This window comes from Streptomyces sp. NPDC043861 (assembly GCF_056435905.1).
On the sequence record NZ_JBWKDP010000012.1, the window covers coordinates 83,881 to 104,236 of the forward strand.

The window sequence follows — 20,356 nt, forward strand, 5'->3', positions numbered from 1 at the left end:
CATGGGCCTGCTCACTGAGATCGTGCTTCTCCCGCTGGCACCCGTGCGTGGCGCTGTCTGGGTGATGGACCGCGTGCTTGAAGCGGCCGAGAACGAGTACTACGACCCGGCGCCGGTGCAACAGGCACTTGCCGAACTCGAGGAGGAGCTCCTGGCCGGCCGCATCGACGAGGAGACGTTCGACCGGAGGGAGGACGAACTCCTCGACCGTCTGGAGGAGATCAGGGAGTTCTGGCAGGAAGGCCGGCGCCGTGACTGAACCGGTGGCCAACAGGCTTGGCTCCTACCCTTCCCGCGCGGCACCGCCGTACAGCCAGGGCACCTCCGCGAACCTCGCCGACATCCTCGAGCGCGTGCTCGACAAGGGAATCGTCATCGCGGGCGACATCCAGATCAATCTGCTCGACATCGAGCTGTTGACCATCAAACTCCGTCTGCTCGTCGCCTCTGTCGACAAGGCGAAGGAAATGGGCATCGACTGGTGGGAGCACGATCCCGCGCTGTCGTCCCGGGCTCACGGTGAGCGGTCGCTCGCCGAGGAGAACAAGCGGCTCAGGGCCGAGATCGACGCTCTGCGGCGTGGGGCGCTTCCGGAGGGCGACGCGGTCTCCGGAGCCGATGAGGCTCTCCGGGGCGAAGTGGTCACCGAGGAGGAGCGGGGACGGGGCGCCGCACCGAGGAGCGCCCGCCGCGGAAAGAAGGAGCGCGATGACTGACCGCGTCACCTACGCCTACGCGGTGGCCCGTAACACCGGAGGGCTGGAGCAGGCCGCGTCGGGGCTCGTCGGTGTGGCCGGCGCACCGGTCCGTCTCGTGGGCGGCGAACGCGGCGACGAGCTGGTGCTCGCGGTGAGTCCGGTGCCCGCGGCGGACTTCCAGGAGGACGCGCTCAAGAGCCATCTGGAGGATCTTGGGTGGCTGGAGGCGGTCGCCCGCGCCCATCACGGGGTGATCGAGGCACTCGCGGCACTCACGACGGTGCTGCCGCTGCGGCTCGCGACCGTGTATCTCGACGACGAGCGGGCGCGGAGCGTCCTGGACGCGGACCGGGACGCGTTCGCGGACCGTCTGACCCGCCTTTCCGCGCATGTCGAATGGGGAGTCAAGATCTATGTGGAGCCGTCCGCCGCTCCCGCCGCCGAGTCCGGCACCGGCCCGGAGCCCTCGGCAGGCCTCTCCCCCGGGCGCGCCTATCTCCGCACTCGTAAGGCACAGCAGAGTGTGCGCGACGACGTCTACCGTGCGGCGCAGCGGGCCGCGGAGCGCGTCGAGGCCGCAGCGGGCAGACTCGCCGCCGGCCATGCCAGGCACCGGGTGCAGCAGGGGGAGTTGGCCACCGCGCCTGGCGAGAACGTCGTCAACGACGCCTACCTCGTGTCCCTGGACCGCGCCGACGAATTCCGGGACGAGGTGAGCCGTGCCGCGGAGGGGCTTCAGGGGGTGCGGGTCGAGGTCACGGGACCCTGGGCCCCGTACTCGTTCGCAACAGCTCAGACCGAATCGGGCGGTGACGCGACGGAAGGCGTACGTCCATGACCACCCCCCGTCCCTCATCGGAGGCAGAACCTCTGGCGAGCCGCCAGGTCGCCCTCGTCGATCTGCTGGACCGGCTGCTGACCGGCGGGGTGGTCCTCACCGGCGATGTGGTGCTGTCCATCGCCGACATCGATCTCGTCCGCATTTCGCTGCGCGCCTTGATCATGTCCATCCGTACCCCGCAGCCCGGGGACGGCATCGGCGGGGAGAGCGGCCGAGGTACGGGGAGCGGCAATGCCGAGTGAGGAGGCCAAGGACACCGGAGGCCGTCTCGACGAGGTCGCGGAGGCCGCGGCGCGCGCGTTCCGGCTGCTCCCTGCCGCCCCTCGTGACCTGCCCGCGCCGTCCGGCGCCGCCTCGGGGCACCGGCCGCACCGCATCAGCACGGACCGCGACACCGTGGAGCGGGACCTGGTGAAACTCGTCCTCACCCTGGTCGAGCTGCTGCGCCAGCTCATGGAACGCCAGGCACTGCACCGGGTCGACCAGGGAGACCTCACCGAGGAGCAGGAGGAGCGCCTGGGGGCGACGCTGCTCATCCTCCATGAGCGCATGAACGACCTGTGCGCCCAGTACGGACTGACCCTGGACGACCTCAATCTCGACCTCGGCCCGCTGGGACCGCTGCTGCCGCCCCCGGACTGAGCCGGTGCCGCACGAAGCGGCGCGGGGCTGTCGTCAGGGTCGCCGCACCACCGTGCCGCGAGCCGCGCGGCGCGGCGGTGGCGCGGACGCTGTCGTCGAGTGCCGGGAACGCCGGACCGGCAGGCCCGCAAGCGGCCTCGCACAGGGGCCCTGGGCCGCGGGACATCCCCGGACGTCCCGACTGGTTGATCCGACAACAGGCGAAGCCGGGGGTCTCGGCGAACAATGGGTCTCCGATGGGCATGCGCCCTTCTGGGCGCCTGGGGCTTGCCTGCCCCGATCCGTTTTCGCCCGGGCCAGTCCCTGCTGTGCGTTCTCCCCTGGGGAGGAATTCATGCTGATGCCCAACGAGGACGAAGTCGCCGAGCTGCTGAGCAACTACCGGGTGCAGGAACGCCGCATGCTGCTCAACCCGGCCGACCCCGAGATCAGTGCATCCTTCCGGGACACCGCCTACACCCTGTGCATCCTGATGGGCCGGCGTACCGCTCTCGAGGCGGTCCACAGGGCGGAGCGCTACCTCGCGGCGGTGAGAGAGCGGCGCAAGTCCGAACCGGCGACGCTGATCGGCAAGAAGCAGTGATCGGGGTGGTTCCTGTTACGGCCGTCGGGTAGCCGCCCAGCATCGGGGGCGACCGGTCCGGTCCTGCCCCGGGTGCCGGCACGCACGGGGAATGCCGGGGAAGGAGCTGTCATGGGTGGCGCCGACCGGACCGGTGCCGCGTCCGACGCGGTCTCCGGCCCCGAGCTGCAGCCCTCGCCACCGGGTGGACTGCTGGATGTGCTCGGTGTGGCGGCCGTCGTGCTCGATTCCACCGGGCGGATCGCCCTGTGGAGCCCTCAGGCGGAGGAGCTGCTCGGCTACACCACGGAGGAGGCCCTCGGCGAGTACGCGGCCCCGCTGCTGGTCTCCGAGGAGAACTTCGCACTCGTACTGCGCCTCTTCGACCAGGTCATGAGCAGCGGAAAGAGCTGGGCCGGCGTCTTTCCCGTGCGCCACAAGGACGGCAGCACACGCCTGCTGGAATTCCGCAACATGCGGCTGCAGGACGAGCACGGCGACCCCTACGCCCTGGGCCTGGCCACGGAGCAGACGACGCTTCGCCAGGTGGAGCGCGACCTCGCGCTGTCGGTCCGACTCGTCGAGCAGTCCCCCATCGGTCTTGCGGTCATGACCACCGACCTGCGGTACGCCTCGGTCAACCCCGCCCTGGAGCAGATGACGGGCGTGACCGCCGACGAGCACCTCCAGAAGCGCATGGGGGAGGTCCTGCCCTCGTACGACTGCCACGTCGTGGAATCGGCGATGCAAGAGGTGCTGGCGACCGGCGATCCGCAAGTGGATCTCCAGATGCTCTGCCGCACCCGGGCCGATCCGGACACCCAGCGCGCCTGGTCGGTGTCGCTGTACCGGCTCGACGACGTCGACGGCCGGGTCCTCGGGCTCGCCGTCTCGGTGATCGATGTCACCGACCGGTACCGGGCCTCCACCGAGGCGGAGCGGGCACGCCACCGGCTTGCCCTGGTGGCCGACGCCTCCGTGCGGATCGGCACCACGCTCGACCTGGGGCAGACGTCGCGCGAGCTTGCGGAAGTCGCCGTGCCCGCGGTCGCCGACGTGGCATCGGTGGAAGTCCTCGAGTCGGCACTGAAGGGGCCCTACGGCCGGGCACCGGTCGGCGGCCCCTCCGTCTTCATGCCGCTCGCCGTGGCCGCTGCCTACGCCACCCCTGCCCTGGAGGCCCTCGACCATCCCGGTGAGCCGGCCCGCTACAGCGCCGACCGGCTCGTCACCCGGTGCATCAGCACGGGACGCCCCGTCACCGTGTCGCACGTCGACGAGCGGGACCTGTCCGACATCGCCCGCGACAGCGAGGCGGCCACTCTGCTCGCGAAGGCGGGCGTGCACTCCTATCTGGCGGTGCCGTTGACGGCACGTGGCGAAGTTCTCGGCGCCCTGGGTCTCCTGCGTGCCCGCAATCCTCTGCCCTTCGACGACGACGACGTACTGCTGGCCTGCGAGCTGGCGGCCCGTGCCGCCGTTTGTCTCGACAACGCCCGCTGGTACCGGCAGCAACGCGAGACCGCCCTTGCCCTCCAGCGCAGCATGCTCCCCGAGACGCCCCAGCATGTGACCGGACTGGAACTCGCCGCCCGCTACCAGCCGGCCGGGGTGGGCAGCGAGGTCGGCGGTGACTGGTTCGATGTCATTCCGCTGCCCGACGAGCGGACGGCCCTGGTCGTCGGCGATGTGATGGGCAGCGGCATCAGTGCCGCCTCCGCCATGGGACGGCTGCGGACCGCCACCCAGGCACTCTCCACGCTCTCGCTCGACCCGGCAGAGGTCCTGCGGCACCTGGACGAGATCACCGCAGGACTCGACCCCTACATCGCGACCTGCGTCTACGCCGTGTACGACCCCCTGCGGGGGCAGTGCTGCATCTGCACCGCCGGTCATCTGCCACCGGTCCTCATCCGGTCCGGCCAGGCACCACAACTGCTCGATCTGCCCCGGGGAGTGCCGCTCGGGGTCGGCGACGTGCCCTTCCACGCGGTCTCCATCGCCATGAGTCCGGGCGACCAGCTCGTGCTCTACACCGACGGCCTCGTCGAGACGCGGGACGAGGACATCGACACCCGTCTCGCCATGCTGCTGCACCACCTCAGGACCCCGGAATCATCGCCGGAGGACACCTGCGACCGGCTCCTGCGCGACCTCCGCAACCCCAGTGACGACGATGTGGCCCTGCTCATCGCCCGCGTCCGCGCCTGAACGGAGGGAACCGCCATGGAGGCGCGAAGGCCGTGCACCGGACCCGGCCCGCTCCGGGATCACCTCAGGCGACCGGAGAACGTCGGGCAGACGGCCCATGGTGCTCACGCAGTCCCGACACCCTGTGCATATGACGTCCTGTCATCGGCGGGCGCATTCACCCGGACCGTAAGGCCGCAGAGGGAACAGCAATGCACCGGGGCGCGGTTGGGCCACGAGCGCAGTGGCGCACCTCCGGTCGGCTGCCCGGGGCGTGAGCGCCACGACCCCGAGCAGGGCCGCCGGGGCCAGGGCAAGTCGCAGCCGGCGGCCGGCACCAGGAAGGTTCCGGGAGTGCCCGGCGGAGCGGACCACTCCCGGCCCTGCCGCTGACCAACCGTCAGGACCGCAAGGCCACCGGGCTCCGGGCCCGCCGTCCGCGCTCCACCGGGCCCGACTAGTGCCGCATCAGGCAAGGTTTGCCCGTCAAGGAGCGGCGTCCGGTGCGGTGGATCGCAAGGCGCTGGATCGACCTCGTAGTGGGCCTACTCGGTTGATTCGGCAACGCAGCGTGGGGGCACCTCCCGGCGAAGCCAGGGGGAGTGCCGTGCCGGGCGTCGCGACGGGGCAAACCTTGGCTGACGCGGCACTAGAGTGCCGGACATGGCGGTCGACGCGGATGTGCTGGTGGTGGGGGCGGGGCCGGTCGGCCTGAGCGCTGCACTGCTGCTCGCCCGGGCGGGGCTCGGTGTGGTGGTGCTGGAACGCCGTCCCGGTCCGGTCACCGAGTCCCGGGCGACGGACCTGCACGCGCGGACCCTGGAGGCCCTGGCCCCGAGCGGGCTGGCAGAGGCGCTGCGCCCGCTGGGCCGCCGGGTGGACTCGGTGGAGATGTGGTCCCAGGGGCGCAGGCTCGGCGGCTTCGACCTGGCACGGCTGCGCTCCTCCTACCCCTACATCCTGACCGTCCCGCAATGCGCGACCGAGGGCCTGCTCGCAGCGGAGGCCGAGCGCGCGGGGGTGCGCGTGCACCGCTCCGCCGCCGTCCGGTCGGTCGAGGAGGACACCGACGGCGTCACCGTGCTGTCGGACGCCCTCGACCCGCTGCGCGCCCGCTGGGTGGTGGCGGCCGACGGCGCGGCGAGCACACTGCGTGCCCTGGCCGGCACGGCGTTTCGCGGCCGGACCTACGCCGGCACATGGCAGCTCGCCGACCTGCGGGTCGAGAATCCCTCGCTGGACCCGGCGCGCGTGCACATGGTGGGCGGGCCGCGCGGTCTTCTCGTGGTGCTGCCGATGCACCTCGACGGCTGGGCCCGGGTGGTGCTGCACCTGCCGCACGGCCCGGCGTCGCCGGGCGGTGCCGACAGCCCGGCGGTGCTCGCCGCCGAGGCGGCGGCCAGGGGGTGGACTGCGGACGTCCGCGAATGCCGCTGGACGAGCACCTTCCGCACCCACCGGCGCCTCGCCGCACCGCAGCGGAGCCGGCGGGTGCTGCTGATCGGCGACGCCGCCCATGTGTGCAGTCCGGTCGGCGGGCAGGGACTCAACCTCGGCCTGCGGGACGCCGTCTCCCTCGCCGCCGCGCTGCCCGGTGCAACCGCCCGCGGCGGCCCGGCGGCCGACGGGCTCGCCCCCTGGCGCCGCGCCCGCCGCGCCGACGCCCTGAGCGTGCTCGCCCGCACCGACCTCGCCACCCGCGCCTGGACGCTGCGCTCGGCACCCGCCCGCGCCGTACGGGACACGGCCCTGCGCGGCGTCCTCACCACCCCGGCGGGGCGCCGCCTCCTCGCCGAGGCGGTCGCCGGTCCGCGCCCGGCCCGCCCCTGAACCCGCCACGGCCCCCTGCCGGGCACCGCCTGGTACGGGCGGCACGCGTCCGGCCGGAAGGATGAGGCGGCAGGATCCGGGTAGCCGGGCGGCACGGACCCTCCGGCATGGAAAGGGAGATCGCCATGAAACGTGCCCGGCAGCGTGGCAGGCCCGCTCCGCCAGCGGCGGAAGAGCTCGCGCGGGGGATCAGCGACGCAGAGGCGGATACGACCGAGCCCCGCCGACCGAACGGCGGGGCCGGTGAGATGCTCCGGTCGCCCCGGCGTGCCCAGGACCGCGCGCGGAGCAGGGCCGTCGACGGATAGGCCACGACGGGCCCGGTGCCGGTCGTCGCAGCCCGGCATCGGCCGTCGACCGCAGCCACACGGCCCGCACGTGCCGGCAAGGCCATGACCGGTGCGTGCGGGCCGCGTCGTGGCTCGGGCAATGTCCGGCCGATCACGCCCCGGGCTCCGCGTGCGGCGTACCGGCGGTTCCGGCAGCAGCTCCGCGCCGCCTGCGCAGCGACCGTGACGGACAGCCGCCGGGCGGACCACCGCATGTACACGCCTCGGGCGCGTCCTTCACGGACAGCGACCGGTGGGCATGCTGTGCGCCACCGAACACACCGGAACCGCGCCGCGTCACGGCAGGCCGGGGACCCCTGCCGCCTCCAGCCCGCTGCGGAGGTACCGTGGAAGAACTCCTTTCGCGCTTGTGGGCGGGTGGGTGGCTGTCGTGTCGACGTCGAGTGATGCGGTGTTCGGTGCTCCCTGCTGGGTGAGTCTGATGGCCCGCGATCTGGGTGCCGCGCAGGATTTCTACGGTGCGGTGTTCGGCTGGGAGTTCCGGTCGACGTCGCTGGGCGAGGAGTTCTGTGTCGCCTTTCACGAGGGTGCACCGGTGGCCGGTGTCGGTGCCCTGGCCCCGCGTCTTTCGGTGCCGGTGGCCTGGACCCCGTACTTCGCCGTTCAGGACGCGGACACCACTGCGGCCAGGATCCGTGAGCGCAGTGCCACCGTCGCGGTCGGGCCGCTGAGTTTCGGTACCGGCCGGGCCGCGCTCGCCGCCGACCGCGACGGCGCGGTCTTCGGGATCTGGCAGGGCCGGGTCATCCCCGACTGGCGGGTCGGCCGGGCCAAGGCACCGGCCTGGCTGGAACTGCGCACCCGCGACGCCTTCGACGCGGCCATCTTCTACGCCGAGGTCCTGGACTGGGCCGGCCCGCGACCGGGCTGCTGCCAGGTCACCTACGAGGACGACCACGTTGTCCTGCGTCACCTCGGCGACACCGTCGCCCGACTCACAGGCGGCGCCGTCGAGGCCGCCCCCGACCCACACATCCGCCCCCGCTGGCACGTCCACTTCTACGTCCCCGACCTCGACACCGCCGTCCACACCGCCACCCACCACGGCGCCACCACCCTCCCACCCACCACACCCCACACCCCCGCACACGTCACCCTCCGCGACCCCGACGGCGGACTCTTCACCCTCACCACCCGCGTCCCGGGTCCTCGCCGACGTGTTGGGCCGCTCGGGCAGTCCGAGCGCAGGAATCCCCCGCGGCCGGTCGGCATCTGAGACACGGCCGGCACCTCATGGCTCGCCATTCGACGCGGCGTCATGTTCGGCGGCGCGTCAGCCGCCGGTACCGCCGAGGACCGTCCTTGCCGCGGTGCGGTGCAGGGCGTCCACCGTCGCCATCTGGTCCGTCGCCCGGTCGACCAGCGTGTGGAGCCGTGCCCCGTCGAGGCGGTCGGACTCCGCGGCCACGGTCATCAGCGCCTGCCACAGGTGGTGTTTGCCCTGGATACCCATCCTCAGCGACTCCAGTTCGACCAGGCTGCTCAGCTGCGAACGGCGGAAGACCCGGCCGTTGGGCTTGAGGCGCGCGGCCTTCTCGGCAGCCCAGCCTCCGTAGACCTTGTAGCGGCGCGGGGCGATCCCGAGCGCCTCCATCACGGCGAGAAGACTTCCGCGGTCCTCGGCAATGTCCTCGGACAGCTGCCGCATCTCCCCGGCGCGGACCGACGACCGGTGGGCCCGTGCGATCCGCCGCGACAGTTCGACGCCCGATGTGGCGCCGGCCAGGTGGTCGTTGAGATAGATGCTCAGAACTCTGCGGTCCACGGGTCTGCCTTCGGATCGAACGGCGCGGACAAGCTCGTGCCCTGGGGTCCGCCTTCCGATCCTTCCGCCAATCGCTGCCGGAATCACGGTCTGCACGTTCGATCCCTCTTCCAGAGGATCCGAATTCCCCCGAGAGCGTGCACCGCGCGGGCCCCGAAAGGAATCTGCCGGGGTGGCCGTGAGAGGTGGTTCAGGGGGAGTACTGTGCGCTGGCACCACACCCGATGGACGGATGTACGTGGAGGTTCGATGAAGGCATCTACCCGTGCGTGGAAGCGCTCGGGCGCTCTGATAGCGGGCGCGGCCGCAGGCTTCGTCGGAGTGGGTCTGTGCGCCACTCCTGCCTCGGCCCACACCCCCCTTTGGACGGTGACGTGCTCCGAGGTCACCGTCGATCTGAAGGCATACAACGACGATGTCACCAACACGGTGACCATCACCGTCGACGGCAAGGACCTGCTCCCCGCCAAGGAGTTCGGGAGCACGTTCCACGACACGCTCAAGCTGCCCGAGCACAAGACCGAGGTGCCGGTGCGGCTCGTCGTCAAGGCAGGCGACGGCGAACGGTTCTCCTACGACGACGTGAAGACGTCGCCGGTCTGCGAGTCCACGCCGGAGCCTTCGGACACCCCCGAGCCTTCGGACACGCCGTCCACCGAGCCGCCCAGCTCCGAGGCTCCGCCGGCGGCCAGCACTCCGCCGGGTGGCCTCGCGGAGACGGGTGGATCCAGCGCCACGCCCGTGATCGCCGGCGCCGCAGCCGTCGCGGTCCTGGCCGGTGGCGGCATTCTCGTGGCCACGCGCAAGCGCCGCGCCGCCCGCGGCTGACCGCACCCAGGTGCCTGTGCCCTGCGGCCGCCTTCGGCTGCAGGGCACAGGCGGAGGACCGGGCCGCCGCAGGGGCCCCGGGGTCGGCCCGCACAGGCCGCGGACAGGCCCCGAGGTGTGATCCCACGCATAGGAGCCATGTCACGTCCTAAGCGCGGTAGTAGTCACCGACCCCTCACTCCCGCCCAGAAAAGCCCCGCACGAGATCATTTCGGACATTTGCCAGTAGTCGGTTAGTACGTCACATCTTTGCGCCGTTCGGCTGGCGCCGCTAACCATGGCTGACGTTCCCGGGAGCCACCGACGGGCCCGACCCGACCGGTCTCCCCCACCACGTCCCCCATGGAGAGTCACTTCCGTATGACCGCCTACACGAAGACGAGCACCAGCCGCACCGCCCGACTCCGCAAGTTCTCCGTCACGGGCCTGGTCACCGCGGGCGCCGCAGCCGCCGCACTCACCCTGGCGCCGTCGCCCGCCCACGCCGCCGCGGCCGCCCCTTCGGGTGCCCCCGCCGGCAAGGCCGCGGCAGCCGACAGTGAGGCCGCGAAGAAGGGCAAGAAGGACTACGCCGACAACCTCGACGGCTGGATCAAGGAAGCCCTCGACATCATGAAGGCCAAGGACATCCCGGGCAGCTACGAGGGCCTGCACCGCAACATCATGCGCGAGTCCGGCGGCAACCCCGACGCGCAGAACGACTGGGATGTGAACGCCCAGAACGGCACGCCCTCCAAGGGCCTGCTCCAGGTCATCCAGCCGACCTTCGAGGCGTACCACGTCAAGGGGACCCCGCACGACCTCACCGACCCCGTGGCCAACATCACCGCCGCCGCGAACTACGCCGCCGACAGGTACGGCTCCATCGACAACGTCGACTCCGCCTACTGACGCGTAGAGTCCGCACGCCGATCGGCGTCCGGAGGACACCGGTGGACGCGGGCCAGGACGAGAACCGTGTCGTCGTGCGGCGGACCGGGCAGCAGATTCGCGAGAATCCGGTCCGCTGACTCCTCCAAGGGGCCTGAGACATCGGCCAGTTCTGCGCGAAGACGGTCAATGCCCACATCGATGTGCCGGCCGCGTGCCTCGATGAGGCCGTCGGTGTACAGGGCGAGGGTGGCGCCGTCGGGAATGCCGATCTCGATCGTGCGGAAGGGGTGGCCGCCGACTCCGAGCGGCACGCCCAGGACCTCGCCGACCGTGGTGACCGTACCGTTCGGGTCGAGCACGAGCGGTGGGGGATGCCCGGCGCCGGCGATACGGGCGAGACCGCCCCTCGGGTCGTAGACGAGATACACGCAGGTCGCGAGCTCGATGCCCGACTCCTCGGCACAGGCGTCCAGTTCGGCGAGCAGCTCGTCCGGCTCCACGTTGCGCCTCGCGAGCGCCTTGGCCGTGATGCGCAGCCGGCCCATGGACGCGGCGGCAGGGACACCGTGCCCCATGACATCGCCGACGACGAGCGCCACTCGGTCGCCGGACAGGCTGATCACGTCGTACCAGTCACCGCCCACCTCCGTGATGCGACTGCCGGGCACGTAGCGGTGGGCGACCTCCACCCAGGGACTGGTCGACAGGGCGCTGGGAAGCAGAGCGCGCTGCAGTGTCAGTGCGATGTCCTGGACCCGGCTGTAGAGACGTGCGTTGTCCAGACACAGGGCCGCACGGGAGGCGAGTTCACCGGCCAGACTGAGGTCCTCCTCGGTGAAGGTCGGCCGGGCGCCGGAACGGCCGAACATGGTGAGCCCCAGAATCGTGTCCCGGGCGATGAGCGGCGCGATGAGGATGCAGGTGAGACCGCTGTCGATGAGCATCTGGGCACGGTCCTGATGCAGGACGGTCGTGACGACGAATTCCTCGTTCACGGGAATGCAGACCGGGCGGCGCGTCCGGAGCATCCGGTGGATGTTGGAGCCCGGCGGGTACGTCACGCTCTCCAGTCCGCTCACGAGCTCGGTGGCCGGAGGGGGAAGGACGGTGCCCGAGGCTATCCGGCGGGTGACCAGAGATGCTTCCGGGTCGAACACCTCCGCTTCGTCCATCCACTCCACGACCTCCACGACGGAAGCGTCGGAGAAGTCCGGAACCGCGACCTCGACCAGCTCCCGCGCGGTCACGTCCACATCCAGTGTGGTGCCGATCCGCGCCGCGGCCCGGTCGAGCAGATCCAGCCGTTGGCGGGCCGCGGTCGCCTCGACGATGGCCTGCTCCCTGTCCGTCACGTCCACCAGCAGCCCGCCCAGACCGGGACGCGTGTCTCCCGCCTGGGTCAGCGGGAAGAAGCTCACCGACCGCACCTGGTCACGGTCGGGACGCCCCGGTGTGCGCAGACCCACCAGCGTGCTGATGACGGGCCGGCCCTCTTTGGCGACGGCTCTCAGCATGCGCTGGTACTCCCCGCCGTCGGACGTGATCATGACTTCTTCCATCGGCCGTCCGAGGTGGTCCTCGATGGGCATGCCGTCCATGTCGGCGAGCGCCTGATTGACGTGGACATACCGAAGGTTGTCGTCGAGCATAACGAGCCCGATGGGGCAGGTCGCGAAAAGGGCGTCGAGGAAGGCGAGGTTGGTCTTCACCCGGTCGAGCTCCTCCTCCCGGCTCGCCAGGCCCATGACCAGCGAACCGCCCATGGCGCCCGTCACGGAGAAGACCCGGAATCCGCAGCGGAAAACCGTGCCGTCCTGATGCCGCGCCGGCAGCCGGCCGCGCCAGTACCCCAGGTTCCGGCCCCGCTCCGCCAGCCGCGCGGCCGCCCGGGGATCGCCCGCCGGTGCGTCCGGGAAGAGGACGGCGGCGGGTCGGGACAGCACGGCCGCAGAATCGTGTCCGAAGAGCTCCTGCGCACCGGGCCCCCAGAAGGAGATCCGGTCGTCCTCACCGATACCGAAGACCGCCACGGAGACGTGCTCCAGCAGCGTCCCGGGTTCCGACCGGAGCGGACCGGAGCTCCCCCCGGCCCCCGGTCGGTCTGATCGCACAGGAAGATCCTTTCCACCTGCGGTACAGCGGCCGGCCGGCCGTGGAGCAGCGCAGGACCCTCGGCATCCCTGTCACCCATTGTGCGGATGTCGGAGCCCGGCTGCCCGGCATGAGCGGCCCCGCTCCGTCTCCGTGCCTGTGGTCCGGGGCACTGCAGCCGCCATAGGCTGGTGAGGGCGGGTACGGAGGCCGGTTCGGGCGCCGGTTTCGACGTCCGTCGGCGCGGCCCGTCACCACTGCCGCGCAGCTGCGCGGACGGAGAGTGAGGGAACGAGATGAGTGACTACGACGAGTACCCCACCCCGTCACAGGCCGAGGGTGAGGACCCGGAACCGGTCGAGGAGCAGCACCCCTACGTCGCCAGGACCACTCCCTCCCAGGCGGAGGGCGAGCGTACGGCCGACGAGGCGAGCTGACCTCCCCTGTCCCCGGGTCCGCGCAGCGACCTCCTGCGGGCACGGCCGGCACACGACCGCCCGCAGTCGGGGGACGGGCCCGGGGCTCTCAGGGCAGCGGGGCACCGCGAGCGGTGAGCCAGAGGTCGTACCACTCCTCGTGCGTGAGCTCCGGCCGCCGTTGCACGGCGTCACGGCAGGCGAGGATGCGGCCGGGACCGGCGCTCCCGATCACCGGCGATATCCGCGCCGGATGCCGCTGCAACCACCACAGCAGAATCGACTCCGGGGTGGTGTCCTTCTGCGCGGCCAGAGACCGGATGAGCCGGGCGGTCGCATGTTCGTCCGCCGTTTCCTGGCGCCCCGTGAAACGGCCCTGCGCCAGGGCGCCCCATGCCTGCAGCTCGATCCCGTTCTGCCCGCAGTGTTCGAGCGTGCCGAAAGGAAAACCGTTCGTCGCCGCCTCAGGCGTGTTCACGAGGATGCCGGCTTCGAGCCAGTCCCGCCGGTGGAGGCTCATCTCCAGTTGGTCGGCGACGAGAGGGAGATCGAGCCGCGCCTGGAGGGAGGAGATCTGGGCAGCGCCCATGTTGGAGACACCGAAGCGGCGTACCAGACCCTGCCGGTGCAGTGAGGTCAGTGCCCCGGCGATGTCGTCCGGGTCGGCCAGCGGGTCCGGCCGGTGCAGCAGGAACACATCGATGACGTCGGTCCGCAGGCGGGACAGGCTCTCCTCGACGCGCCGCTCAATGGTCCGCCCGCGCAGATCGTAGATTCCGGGGCGCTCGCCGTTCGCCAGGCGGATACCGCACTTGGTCTGCACCACGATGCGCTCGCGCAGCCCCGGTGCGCGGTCAAGAACCTCGCCGAAGACGGCTTCCGCCTTGCCGTGCCGGTAGATGTCGGCATGGTCGAACGTGGTGATCCCGATGTCCAGGGCGGCCGTGATCGCCGCCTCCGCGGCAGCGATGTCCTCGGAACCGTAGGGCTCGGTGTCCCATGTACCGCCGAGCCCCATGCACCCGTACAGCAGCCGCCCGGCACTCGGGCCCGTCTTCGTCGTCACGGCGTCACCCTATGACGGAGGTCAGGAGGGCACGCAGCCGGACCGGGTCGGACCCCGGAACCGAAGTGATCATCTTCTGTGCTGCCGAGACGAACTCGGGCGGCATCGGGCACGACCGCCCGGCGTTCGCGTCGATGTGGACACGGGTCAGCACCGTCACGGCCGCGACCTCACCCGTAGCGGCGTTCTCCATTCGGTGACAGAGGCGGATGAGGTCTTCCCTCGCCTCCAGCACCAGGGAACGCACCAGCGCCACGTCCCCGGCGTTCAGCGCCCGTTGGTACGAGAACGTCTGCTCCCCCACCACCATGCCCCGCCCCTGAGTACGCAGATGGTCGGGAGTGATGCCGAGGGAGAAGAGCAGTTGCCAGGTGGCCTTGTCGAACGCGTCGACGTACCACATGACGTTCATGTGCCCCATGTGGTCGCAGTGCCACGGGTACACCGTTCCGCGGTAGGTCACTTCCGGTTCCGGCACGCTGCTTCTCCTTCTGAACGGGTCGCCCGGCTCTGGCGGGCCGGTCGACGGCCGGCGTGTCCTGTACGAGTCCTGGAGCGGTGCCACCCGTGACCCCACGCCGACCGGGCCGGGCCATCGGGGCGGCACGATCGTCAGCCGGGCTTCACACGCTCGTCTCCTGGTTCCGGGCCACGGGCGCCGGACCCGCGTCCATACCGGCGACGAGGGCTCTGCCCAGCCCTGCCGGCGAACCGTCCAGAGCACCGAAGTCGTAGGCGGTCTCGGCATGGAAGACCTTGTCGACACCGGTGGTCTCGTGGTCCTCGATCGCACGGAACCCGATCGTCATGTCGACGCCCTTCGCCAGGACCCAGGACACGACGAAGGAGAACGCCATCACCGAGAACGCGCCGATCGCCTGCTTGCCCAGCTGTTGCGCACCGCCGACGCCGTCGATGGCCAGGACGCCCACGAGCAGCGTGCCGACGACCCCGCCCACCAGATGGACAGCGACGACGTCCAGGGAATCGTCGTAGCCCAGCTTGTACTTCAGGCTCACCGCCCAGGAGCACAGCACACCCGCCACGACGCCGATGAGGATCGCACCGAACACATCGACGTGTGCGCCGGAAGGGGTGATGGCCACGAGGCCGCTCACCGCGCCGGAAGCCGCGCCCAGTGTGGTGAACGCACCCTGCCGGATCCGTTCGTACGCCAGCCAGCCGAGCATCGCCGCACCCGTGGCGACCTGAGTGTTCAGCGCCATACCGGCGGCCGTGCCGTTGGCGGCCAGCGCGGAACCGGCGTTGAACCCGAACCAGCCGAACCACAGCAGCCCCGCGCCCAGCATGACCAGCGGCAGGCTGTGGGGGCGCATCGGCTCCTTCCTGAACCCGATCCGCTTGCCCACCACCAGAACCGCGGCGAGCGCGCCGACCCCCGCGTTGATGTGGACCGCCGTCCCTCCCGCGAAGTCGATCACCTCGAGCTTGAACAACCACCCGTCGGCCTGCCACACCCAGTGCGCAACGGGGAAGTAGACCAGGGACACCCACAGGGCGATGAAGAGCGCCCAGGCGCTGAACTTCACCCGGTCGGCGAGGGCGCCGCTCATCAGCGCGGGGGTGATCACCGCGAACGTCAGCTGGAACAGAGCGAAGGCGAACACCGGGATGCCTTCACTCCCGCCGGTCAGGGTCTCGGTGTCGATGCCCTTGAGACCGATGTGGTCGAGATTGCCCAGCAGTCCGCCACCGAGATCGTCACCGAAGGCGAGCGAGTACCCGTAGAGCACCCAGAGCACACTGACGATACCGAGCGAGACAAAGGACATCATGAGCATGTTGAGGGCGCTCTTCGCCCGCGCCATGCCGCCGTAGAACAATGCCAGACCGGGCGTCATCAGCATGACGAGTGCAGCGCTGATCAGCACGAATGCGGTATCTGCGGCATTCAAGGCCGGTTACTCCTCGTGGATTGAACCGCCCCGGTTCGCCGGAGCGGTGATGGTGATGGTGCGGTTTTCGGGCGGTGCGAGCAGCCGGGGGGAACCGCGGACCCGGCTCAGAGGGAAGGGGATCCGCGGACTCGCGGCCCTGTGCGGCGGACGAGCAGCGGTTTCGCGACCACTCCGCACGGCCGGTGGGGCCGGAACCCGGCCACCACCGGCCGCCGCGTCATGGACGTACGGGCATACCCGAACGGTCACGTCCCGGGCCGCCGCCCCGGCAGTGCAGCCGGGGCGGCCCCGTGGTCAGACCAGACCGGCCCTCTCGAGTGCGGTGCAGCAGGTGTCCACGATGAGACGGGTCACCACGTACGGGTCGACGTTGGCGTTCGGGCGGCGGTCCTCGATGTAGCCCTTGCCGTCCTTCTCGACCTGCCACGGGATACGGACCGACGCACCGCGGTCCGAGACCCCGTAGCTGTACCGGTCCCAGGGCGCGGTCTCGTGCAGACCCGTCAGCCGCTCGTCGATACCGGCGCCGTAGTTCTTGACGTGGTCGAGCGGCTTGGAACCCTCACCGAGCGATTCGCAGGCGGTGATGATCGCCGCATAGCCCTCGGATCCTTCGCGCATCGACTGCGTCGAGAAGTTGGTGTGCGCGCCGGCGCCGTTCCAGTCGCCCTTCACCGGCTTCGGGTCGAGGGTGACGGAGACTCCGAACTCCTCGGCGGTGCGGTAGAGCAGCCAGCGGGCGATCCACAGCTGGTCGGCGACGTCCAGCGGGGAGAGCGGACCGACCTGGAACTCCCACTGGCCCGGCATGACTTCGGCGTTGATGCCCGAGATGCTCAGGCCGGCGGCGAGGCAGCGGGCGAGGTGCTTCTCGACGATCTCGCGGCCGAAGATCTCGTCCGCACCGACACCGCAGTAGTAGCCGCCCTGGGGGGCGGGGAATCCGCTCTCGGGGAAGCCGAGCGGGCGGGCGCCGTCGAAGAAGGTGTACTCCTGCTCGATGCCGAAGACCGGGGCGTGCGCCGCGAAGCGCTCCGCCACCGGGGCCAGCTCGGCACGGGTGTTGGACCTGTGCGGGGTGCCGTCGGTGTTGAGGACCTCGCAGAGCACCAGCAGGTTGTCCCCGCCGTGGATCGGGTCCGGGCAGGTGTACATCGGCTCGAGCACGCGGTCCGATGCGTGGCCCTCGGCCTGGTTGGTGCTGGAGCCGTCGAAGCCCCAGGTGGACGGCTCGGCGCCGTCGGTGACGATCTTCGTCTTGGAACGCAGCTGGGCGGTCGGCGAGGTGCCGTCGATCCAGATGTACTCAGCGCGGTAACTCATGGCTCATTTCTCCTGGGTCGGCCGGGTCGGGGGAGGTCCCGTCCCGGTCTCGGTGGGTGGCAGCCGGCTCGGTCCGCAGGCCCGTGTCGGGTGCGGTGGTTTCCGGCGGCGCGGTGGGTTCGTGGATGTGGTTCGTCTCGCGTCCGCCCTGGACCCGAACGGTCAGGCGGTCTGCTTCTCGGCACGGGGAGGCGCCGCACGGGGGGCGGCCGCCCGCTCCAGGGCGTCGACGACAGCGGTATGGCGTCCCTGCTCGGCATCCGTGAGCGGGGTCCCGCCCCATCGGTCGGTCGCTCCGGCATCGGCTCCCTGCTCCAGCAGATGGGCTGCGACCGACAGATGCCCCTCGGCTGCCGCCAGATGCAGCGCCGTACGTCCGTCGTAATCGCAGGAGGAGGGGGCGATTCCGGAGGCCAGGGAGGTACGTACTCCGTCGAGGTCGCCCTGACTAGCCGACCAGAGGAGCCGGATCGTTCCTTCGATCGCCGTCTGGTTCTTCTTCAGCCTCGGGTCGCGCTTGCCCTCCCGGTCACTTCCCACGAGCGAGTCATAGACGTGGAAGTTGTACTTCTCGACCAGTTGCTTGCAGAACTCGATGCCGCGCACCGAATTTCCGAGCGCGTCCAGTCTCGGCGACCAGATGACGATGCCCATCACCTGGGGCACGACGAGCATGAGGGCGCCGGAGACGCCGCTCTTCGCCGGCAGGCCGATGGTGAAGGCGAATTCCCCCGAGTAGTCGTACATCCCGCACGAGGACATCAGGGACAGGCACTTCTGGACCGTGTCGGTGGAGAAGACCCGGTCACCGGAGAGCGGTACGACTCCGCCGTTGGCCAGCGTGGAGGCCACCGAGGCCAGCGCACCGGCGTCGAGTTCCACGGAGCAGCACTGGAAGTAGAACTCCAGGGTCTCGATCAAGTCGGTGCCGGCCGGGAAGGCTCCGTGCTCACGCATGAAGTAGCCGAGCGCGAAGTTGCGGTCGGCCGTCTGCCGCTCGGACAGGTAGACGGAGTTGTTGAATCCGACGGAGCTGCCGCCGGACAGCCTCCGCCAGGTTGCTGCGACGTGGTCGAAGCGGTCGGCGATGTCGAGCGACGCCTCGATGAGCGAGCAGCTCATGATGGCACCGGAGTTGATCATCGGGTTGTGCGGAAGGCCGTCCCCGTTGACCGAGAGCTCGTTGAATCCGCGCCCGCTCGGCTCCCGTCCCACATGCCGGTGGACCACGTCTGCACCGTGTTCCTCCAGTGTGAGGCAGTAGTTGATCGGCTTGCAGACGGATTGCACGCAGAAGCCCACTCCGGCGTCGCCGATCGAGAAGCGCTGGCCGTCCACCGTGCAGATCGCAATCGCGAACTGGTCGGGCGGGACTCGCTTCAACTGGGGTATGTAGTCGGCCACTTGGCCGCCCTTCTCGGGCAGCAGGCTCTCGTAGACATCGGTGATGCCGGACACGAAGGCAGGAAAGTCCGGAATGACCAGGTCGCCGGTGACGGCTCGGGCGAGCAGCCGCCGATTCCGTTGGCACAGTTTGGCGAACGCCGCGAGGTCCAGCCGCCGGCCGTCGTCGGGGGTGTCCTCGCCCGAGGCCCGGACGTCCTGCATCCGCGGGTCGTCAGGAGTGATTCCCGCCTGGTGGAGTCGCGCCATGATTTCGACACGGGAAATGCGGCCCTGGTCATCCTTCTTGAACGAGTCGAACAGGTCCCGGAATGCGTCGGGGTCGTCGGACGCGCCTTCCCTGACACCCCCGGTGGCGCCGGCACGGATACGACTCGCATTCCCCCCTTTTCCTTCGCTCCCCGTTTTCACCATGATGGTCCCCGCTTTCGTTTGCCGCGGTCCGGCACTGTTGACAGGTCGACTTCATCAAGATCGGCAACGGCTGCGCAACCCACGAAACCCGAGAGGATCAAACCCTTGGGGGTATCGATCAGCAGACCTCGGTTCATGTTTCGGTGGCGAGGTTCCGCTCGATTACCGAAAGGGGTCCCGGTCCGTTCCTGGAAACGGACAGGGGGCCCGGCACACGGCCGGGCCCCCGCCACTCAGGCGATTTCAGGGATCAGTGGAGCACGTCGATGTACTCCCGGGAGTCGTTGTAGGCGTTCTCCAGCAGCGTGCTGACGCTGTGGTATCCGAGCGCATAGCGACCGTTGTCCGGTTCCCAGCGGTTGTACTCGAGAATGGCCTGCCGCTTGGCCGCGAACTGCTGGTCGGTCAGCTGCAGAACGAAGTCCGCGGTACGGGTGCTCTGTTCGTAGAAATACGCGTAGGTCCAGTGGAACCTGAAGTCGGAGATCCGGTCCCGAAGGGCTTCCGCGGCATCACGGCAGGCCGAGTGCGTGGGATTCGGGCCGGGTTCCGAGGGAACCCGGTCACGCCATCCGCTGACCAGCTTGTGCGAGGCGCCCGGGTACCGGTCCTCGAAATCGAGGATCACTTCCTTGACACGCTCGACGAATCCGGCGCGATCGGTGACGACGTCGTCGTCGTTCAGGCCGATGGCATGCACCTCGTCGACACCCAGTTGTCCGGCCGCGGCGTGGAACTCGGCGGTTCTCCCCGCGATCAGGTCGTCCATCGACAAGCCCAGCCTGTGGTCGGGCATACGACAGTTCGAACCCAAGGGACACGGCCCGTTGACCCCGTTCACGATGTCGAGGAGACCTTGGTTGACCCCATTGGTGAGCAGCACCAGATGGACGGGGCGACCGGCTTCCTTGTGTTCCCGGATGGCACCGGCCATGCCGATCGTCTCGTCGTCCTGATGGGGGGAGTAGAAGATGGCAGGAGAGTCCAGATCACTCATCAGATCACTCATGTTGTTCCGCTTCGCAAGTGACGAAAATGTCATACGCATGCGCGGCGACGGGTGTGCCGTGCATGATCACCGGACCACGCTCCCGCTTCACCCGGAGGGTCGGCCAGACGGTACGGACCGGCAATTCAGCACAGC

Annotated in this window: 20 protein-coding genes; 12 read left to right on the top strand and 8 right to left on the bottom strand. The window is 70.0% G+C overall.

Annotated elements, in window-relative coordinates:
• Position 1: 1 nt before the first annotated feature.
• The 9 genes from AC068D_RS25605 to AC068D_RS25645 all read left to right on the top strand — a co-directional run bounded on the left by AC068D_RS25605 (position 2) and on the right by AC068D_RS25645 (position 8,329).
• Positions 2 to 259, top strand: a complete 258-nt coding sequence (locus AC068D_RS25605) for a gas vesicle protein GvpG (RefSeq protein ID WP_478825395.1) — start codon at positions 2 to 4, stop codon at positions 257 to 259.
• A complete protein-coding gene (locus AC068D_RS25610) occupies positions 252 to 716 on the top strand; it encodes a gas vesicle protein (RefSeq protein WP_478825396.1) in 465 nt (154 codons plus the stop codon). Before AC068D_RS25605 ends, AC068D_RS25610 begins: the two co-directional genes overlap by 8 nt.
• Positions 709 to 1,536 (top strand): GvpL/GvpF family gas vesicle protein, encoded by an 828-nt coding sequence (locus AC068D_RS25615; protein WP_478825397.1) that lies wholly within the window; start codon positions 709 to 711, stop codon positions 1,534 to 1,536. The genes AC068D_RS25610 and AC068D_RS25615 overlap by 8 nt, the downstream gene beginning before the upstream one ends.
• Positions 1,533 to 1,781, top strand: coding sequence for a gas vesicle protein (locus AC068D_RS25620; protein WP_478825398.1), 249 nt, complete (start codon positions 1,533 to 1,535; stop codon positions 1,779 to 1,781). The genes AC068D_RS25615 and AC068D_RS25620 overlap by 4 nt, the downstream gene beginning before the upstream one ends.
• Positions 1,771 to 2,181, top strand: a complete 411-nt coding sequence (locus AC068D_RS25625; protein WP_478825399.1) for a gas vesicle protein K — start codon at positions 1,771 to 1,773, stop codon at positions 2,179 to 2,181. Before AC068D_RS25620 ends, AC068D_RS25625 begins: the two co-directional genes overlap by 11 nt.
• Before the next feature lie 334 nt (positions 2,182 to 2,515).
• A complete protein-coding gene (locus AC068D_RS25630; protein WP_478825400.1) occupies positions 2,516 to 2,764 on the top strand; it encodes a DUF5133 domain-containing protein in 249 nt (82 codons plus the stop codon).
• Between the two features lie 111 nt (positions 2,765 to 2,875).
• A complete protein-coding gene (locus AC068D_RS25635; RefSeq protein WP_478825401.1) occupies positions 2,876 to 4,954 on the top strand; it encodes a SpoIIE family protein phosphatase in 2,079 nt (692 codons plus the stop codon).
• A 642-nt stretch (positions 4,955 to 5,596) separates the two neighbouring features.
• Positions 5,597 to 6,763, top strand: coding sequence for an FAD-dependent oxidoreductase (locus AC068D_RS25640; RefSeq protein ID WP_478825402.1), 1,167 nt, complete (start codon positions 5,597 to 5,599; stop codon positions 6,761 to 6,763).
• 771 nt (positions 6,764 to 7,534) lie between these two features.
• Positions 7,535 to 8,329 carry a VOC family protein gene (locus AC068D_RS25645; RefSeq protein ID WP_478825547.1) on the top strand — a complete coding sequence of 265 codons (795 nt, stop codon included), beginning with the start codon at positions 7,535 to 7,537 and terminating at the stop codon, positions 8,327 to 8,329.
• Between the two features lie 57 nt (positions 8,330 to 8,386).
• Here AC068D_RS25645 and AC068D_RS25650 read toward each other — a convergent pair whose 3' ends face one another.
• Entirely contained in the window at positions 8,387 to 8,878 is a 492-nt protein-coding gene (locus AC068D_RS25650; protein WP_478825403.1) for a hypothetical protein, read from the bottom strand.
• 249 nt (positions 8,879 to 9,127) lie between these two features.
• Here AC068D_RS25650 and AC068D_RS25655 point away from each other — a divergent pair, with 249 nt between their 5' ends.
• Together AC068D_RS25655 and AC068D_RS25660 are read left to right on the top strand one after the other, a co-directional pair.
• Positions 9,128 to 9,706 (top strand): LAETG motif-containing sortase-dependent surface protein, encoded by a 579-nt coding sequence (locus tag AC068D_RS25655; protein ID WP_478825404.1) that lies wholly within the window; start codon positions 9,128 to 9,130, stop codon positions 9,704 to 9,706.
• Between the two features lie 360 nt (positions 9,707 to 10,066).
• Positions 10,067 to 10,597, top strand: a complete 531-nt coding sequence (locus AC068D_RS25660; RefSeq protein ID WP_478825405.1) for a transglycosylase SLT domain-containing protein — start codon at positions 10,067 to 10,069, stop codon at positions 10,595 to 10,597.
• Here AC068D_RS25660 and AC068D_RS25665 read toward each other — a convergent pair.
• Positions 10,591 to 12,690, bottom strand: a complete 2,100-nt coding sequence (locus tag AC068D_RS25665) for a SpoIIE family protein phosphatase (RefSeq protein WP_478825406.1) — start codon at positions 12,688 to 12,690, stop codon at positions 10,591 to 10,593. The genes AC068D_RS25660 and AC068D_RS25665 overlap by 7 nt on opposite strands.
• Positions 12,691 to 12,966: 276 nt before the next feature.
• Between AC068D_RS25665 and AC068D_RS25670 the strand changes: the two genes are divergently transcribed.
• Positions 12,967 to 13,107, top strand: a complete 141-nt coding sequence (locus tag AC068D_RS25670) for a hypothetical protein (RefSeq protein WP_478825407.1) — start codon at positions 12,967 to 12,969, stop codon at positions 13,105 to 13,107.
• 88 nt (positions 13,108 to 13,195) lie between these two features.
• Here AC068D_RS25670 and AC068D_RS25675 read toward each other — a convergent pair whose 3' ends face one another.
• The 6 genes from AC068D_RS25675 to AC068D_RS25700 all read right to left on the bottom strand — a co-directional run bounded on the left by AC068D_RS25675 (position 13,196) and on the right by AC068D_RS25700 (position 20,209).
• Positions 13,196 to 14,152 carry an aldo/keto reductase gene (locus tag AC068D_RS25675; protein WP_478825408.1) on the bottom strand — a complete coding sequence of 319 codons (957 nt, stop codon included), beginning with the start codon at positions 14,150 to 14,152 and terminating at the stop codon, positions 13,196 to 13,198.
• A 4-nt stretch (positions 14,153 to 14,156) separates the two neighbouring features.
• Positions 14,157 to 14,630 carry an acyl-CoA thioesterase gene (locus tag AC068D_RS25680; protein WP_478825409.1) on the bottom strand — a complete coding sequence of 158 codons (474 nt, stop codon included), beginning with the start codon at positions 14,628 to 14,630 and terminating at the stop codon, positions 14,157 to 14,159.
• Positions 14,631 to 14,775: 145 nt separating this feature from the next.
• Complete coding sequence (locus tag AC068D_RS25685) at positions 14,776 to 16,068, bottom strand: ammonium transporter (protein ID WP_478825410.1); 1,293 nt, start codon at positions 16,066 to 16,068, stop codon at positions 14,776 to 14,778.
• A gap of 297 nt (positions 16,069 to 16,365) precedes the next feature.
• Positions 16,366 to 17,394, bottom strand: coding sequence for a glutamine synthetase (glnII, locus tag AC068D_RS25690; protein ID WP_478825411.1), 1,029 nt, complete (start codon positions 17,392 to 17,394; stop codon positions 16,366 to 16,368).
• Positions 17,395 to 17,556: 162 nt separating this feature from the next.
• Positions 17,557 to 19,212, bottom strand: coding sequence for a glutaminase A (glsA, locus tag AC068D_RS25695; RefSeq protein WP_478825412.1), 1,656 nt, complete (start codon positions 19,210 to 19,212; stop codon positions 17,557 to 17,559).
• Between the two features lie 250 nt (positions 19,213 to 19,462).
• On the bottom strand, positions 19,463 to 20,209 hold the full coding sequence (locus AC068D_RS25700) for a PIG-L deacetylase family protein (RefSeq protein ID WP_478825413.1): 747 nt from the start codon (positions 20,207 to 20,209) through the stop codon (positions 19,463 to 19,465).
• Between the last annotated feature and the right edge of the window lie 147 nt (positions 20,210 to 20,356).

Excerpts from the sequence above, each read along its gene's own strand:
- AC068D_RS25605 (WP_478825395.1), top strand. The coding sequence starts at position 2 with ATGGGCCTGCTCACTGAGATCGTGCTTCTCCCGCTGGCACCCGTGCGT.
- AC068D_RS25615 (WP_478825397.1), top strand. The coding sequence starts at position 709 with ATGACTGACCGCGTCACCTACGCCTACGCGGTGGCCCGTAACACCGGA.
- AC068D_RS25620 (WP_478825398.1), top strand. The coding sequence starts at position 1,533 with ATGACCACCCCCCGTCCCTCATCGGAGGCAGAACCTCTGGCGAGCCGC.
- AC068D_RS25625 (WP_478825399.1), top strand. The coding sequence starts at position 1,771 with ATGCCGAGTGAGGAGGCCAAGGACACCGGAGGCCGTCTCGACGAGGTC.
- AC068D_RS25630 (WP_478825400.1), top strand. The coding sequence starts at position 2,516 with ATGCTGATGCCCAACGAGGACGAAGTCGCCGAGCTGCTGAGCAACTAC.
- AC068D_RS25635 (WP_478825401.1), top strand. The coding sequence starts at position 2,876 with ATGGGTGGCGCCGACCGGACCGGTGCCGCGTCCGACGCGGTCTCCGGC.
- AC068D_RS25640 (WP_478825402.1), top strand. The coding sequence starts at position 5,597 with ATGGCGGTCGACGCGGATGTGCTGGTGGTGGGGGCGGGGCCGGTCGGC.
- AC068D_RS25645 (WP_478825547.1), top strand. The coding sequence starts at position 7,535 with ATGGCCCGCGATCTGGGTGCCGCGCAGGATTTCTACGGTGCGGTGTTC.
- AC068D_RS25655 (WP_478825404.1), top strand. The coding sequence starts at position 9,128 with ATGAAGGCATCTACCCGTGCGTGGAAGCGCTCGGGCGCTCTGATAGCG.
- AC068D_RS25660 (WP_478825405.1), top strand. The coding sequence starts at position 10,067 with ATGACCGCCTACACGAAGACGAGCACCAGCCGCACCGCCCGACTCCGC.
- AC068D_RS25670 (WP_478825407.1), top strand. The coding sequence starts at position 12,967 with ATGAGTGACTACGACGAGTACCCCACCCCGTCACAGGCCGAGGGTGAG.
- glnII (WP_478825411.1), bottom strand. The coding sequence starts at position 17,394 with ATGAGTTACCGCGCTGAGTACATCTGGATCGACGGCACCTCGCCGACC.
- glsA (WP_478825412.1), bottom strand. The coding sequence starts at position 19,212 with ATGGTGAAAACGGGGAGCGAAGGAAAAGGGGGGAATGCGAGTCGTATC.
- AC068D_RS25700 (WP_478825413.1), bottom strand. The coding sequence starts at position 20,209 with ATGAGTGATCTGGACTCTCCTGCCATCTTCTACTCCCCCCATCAGGAC.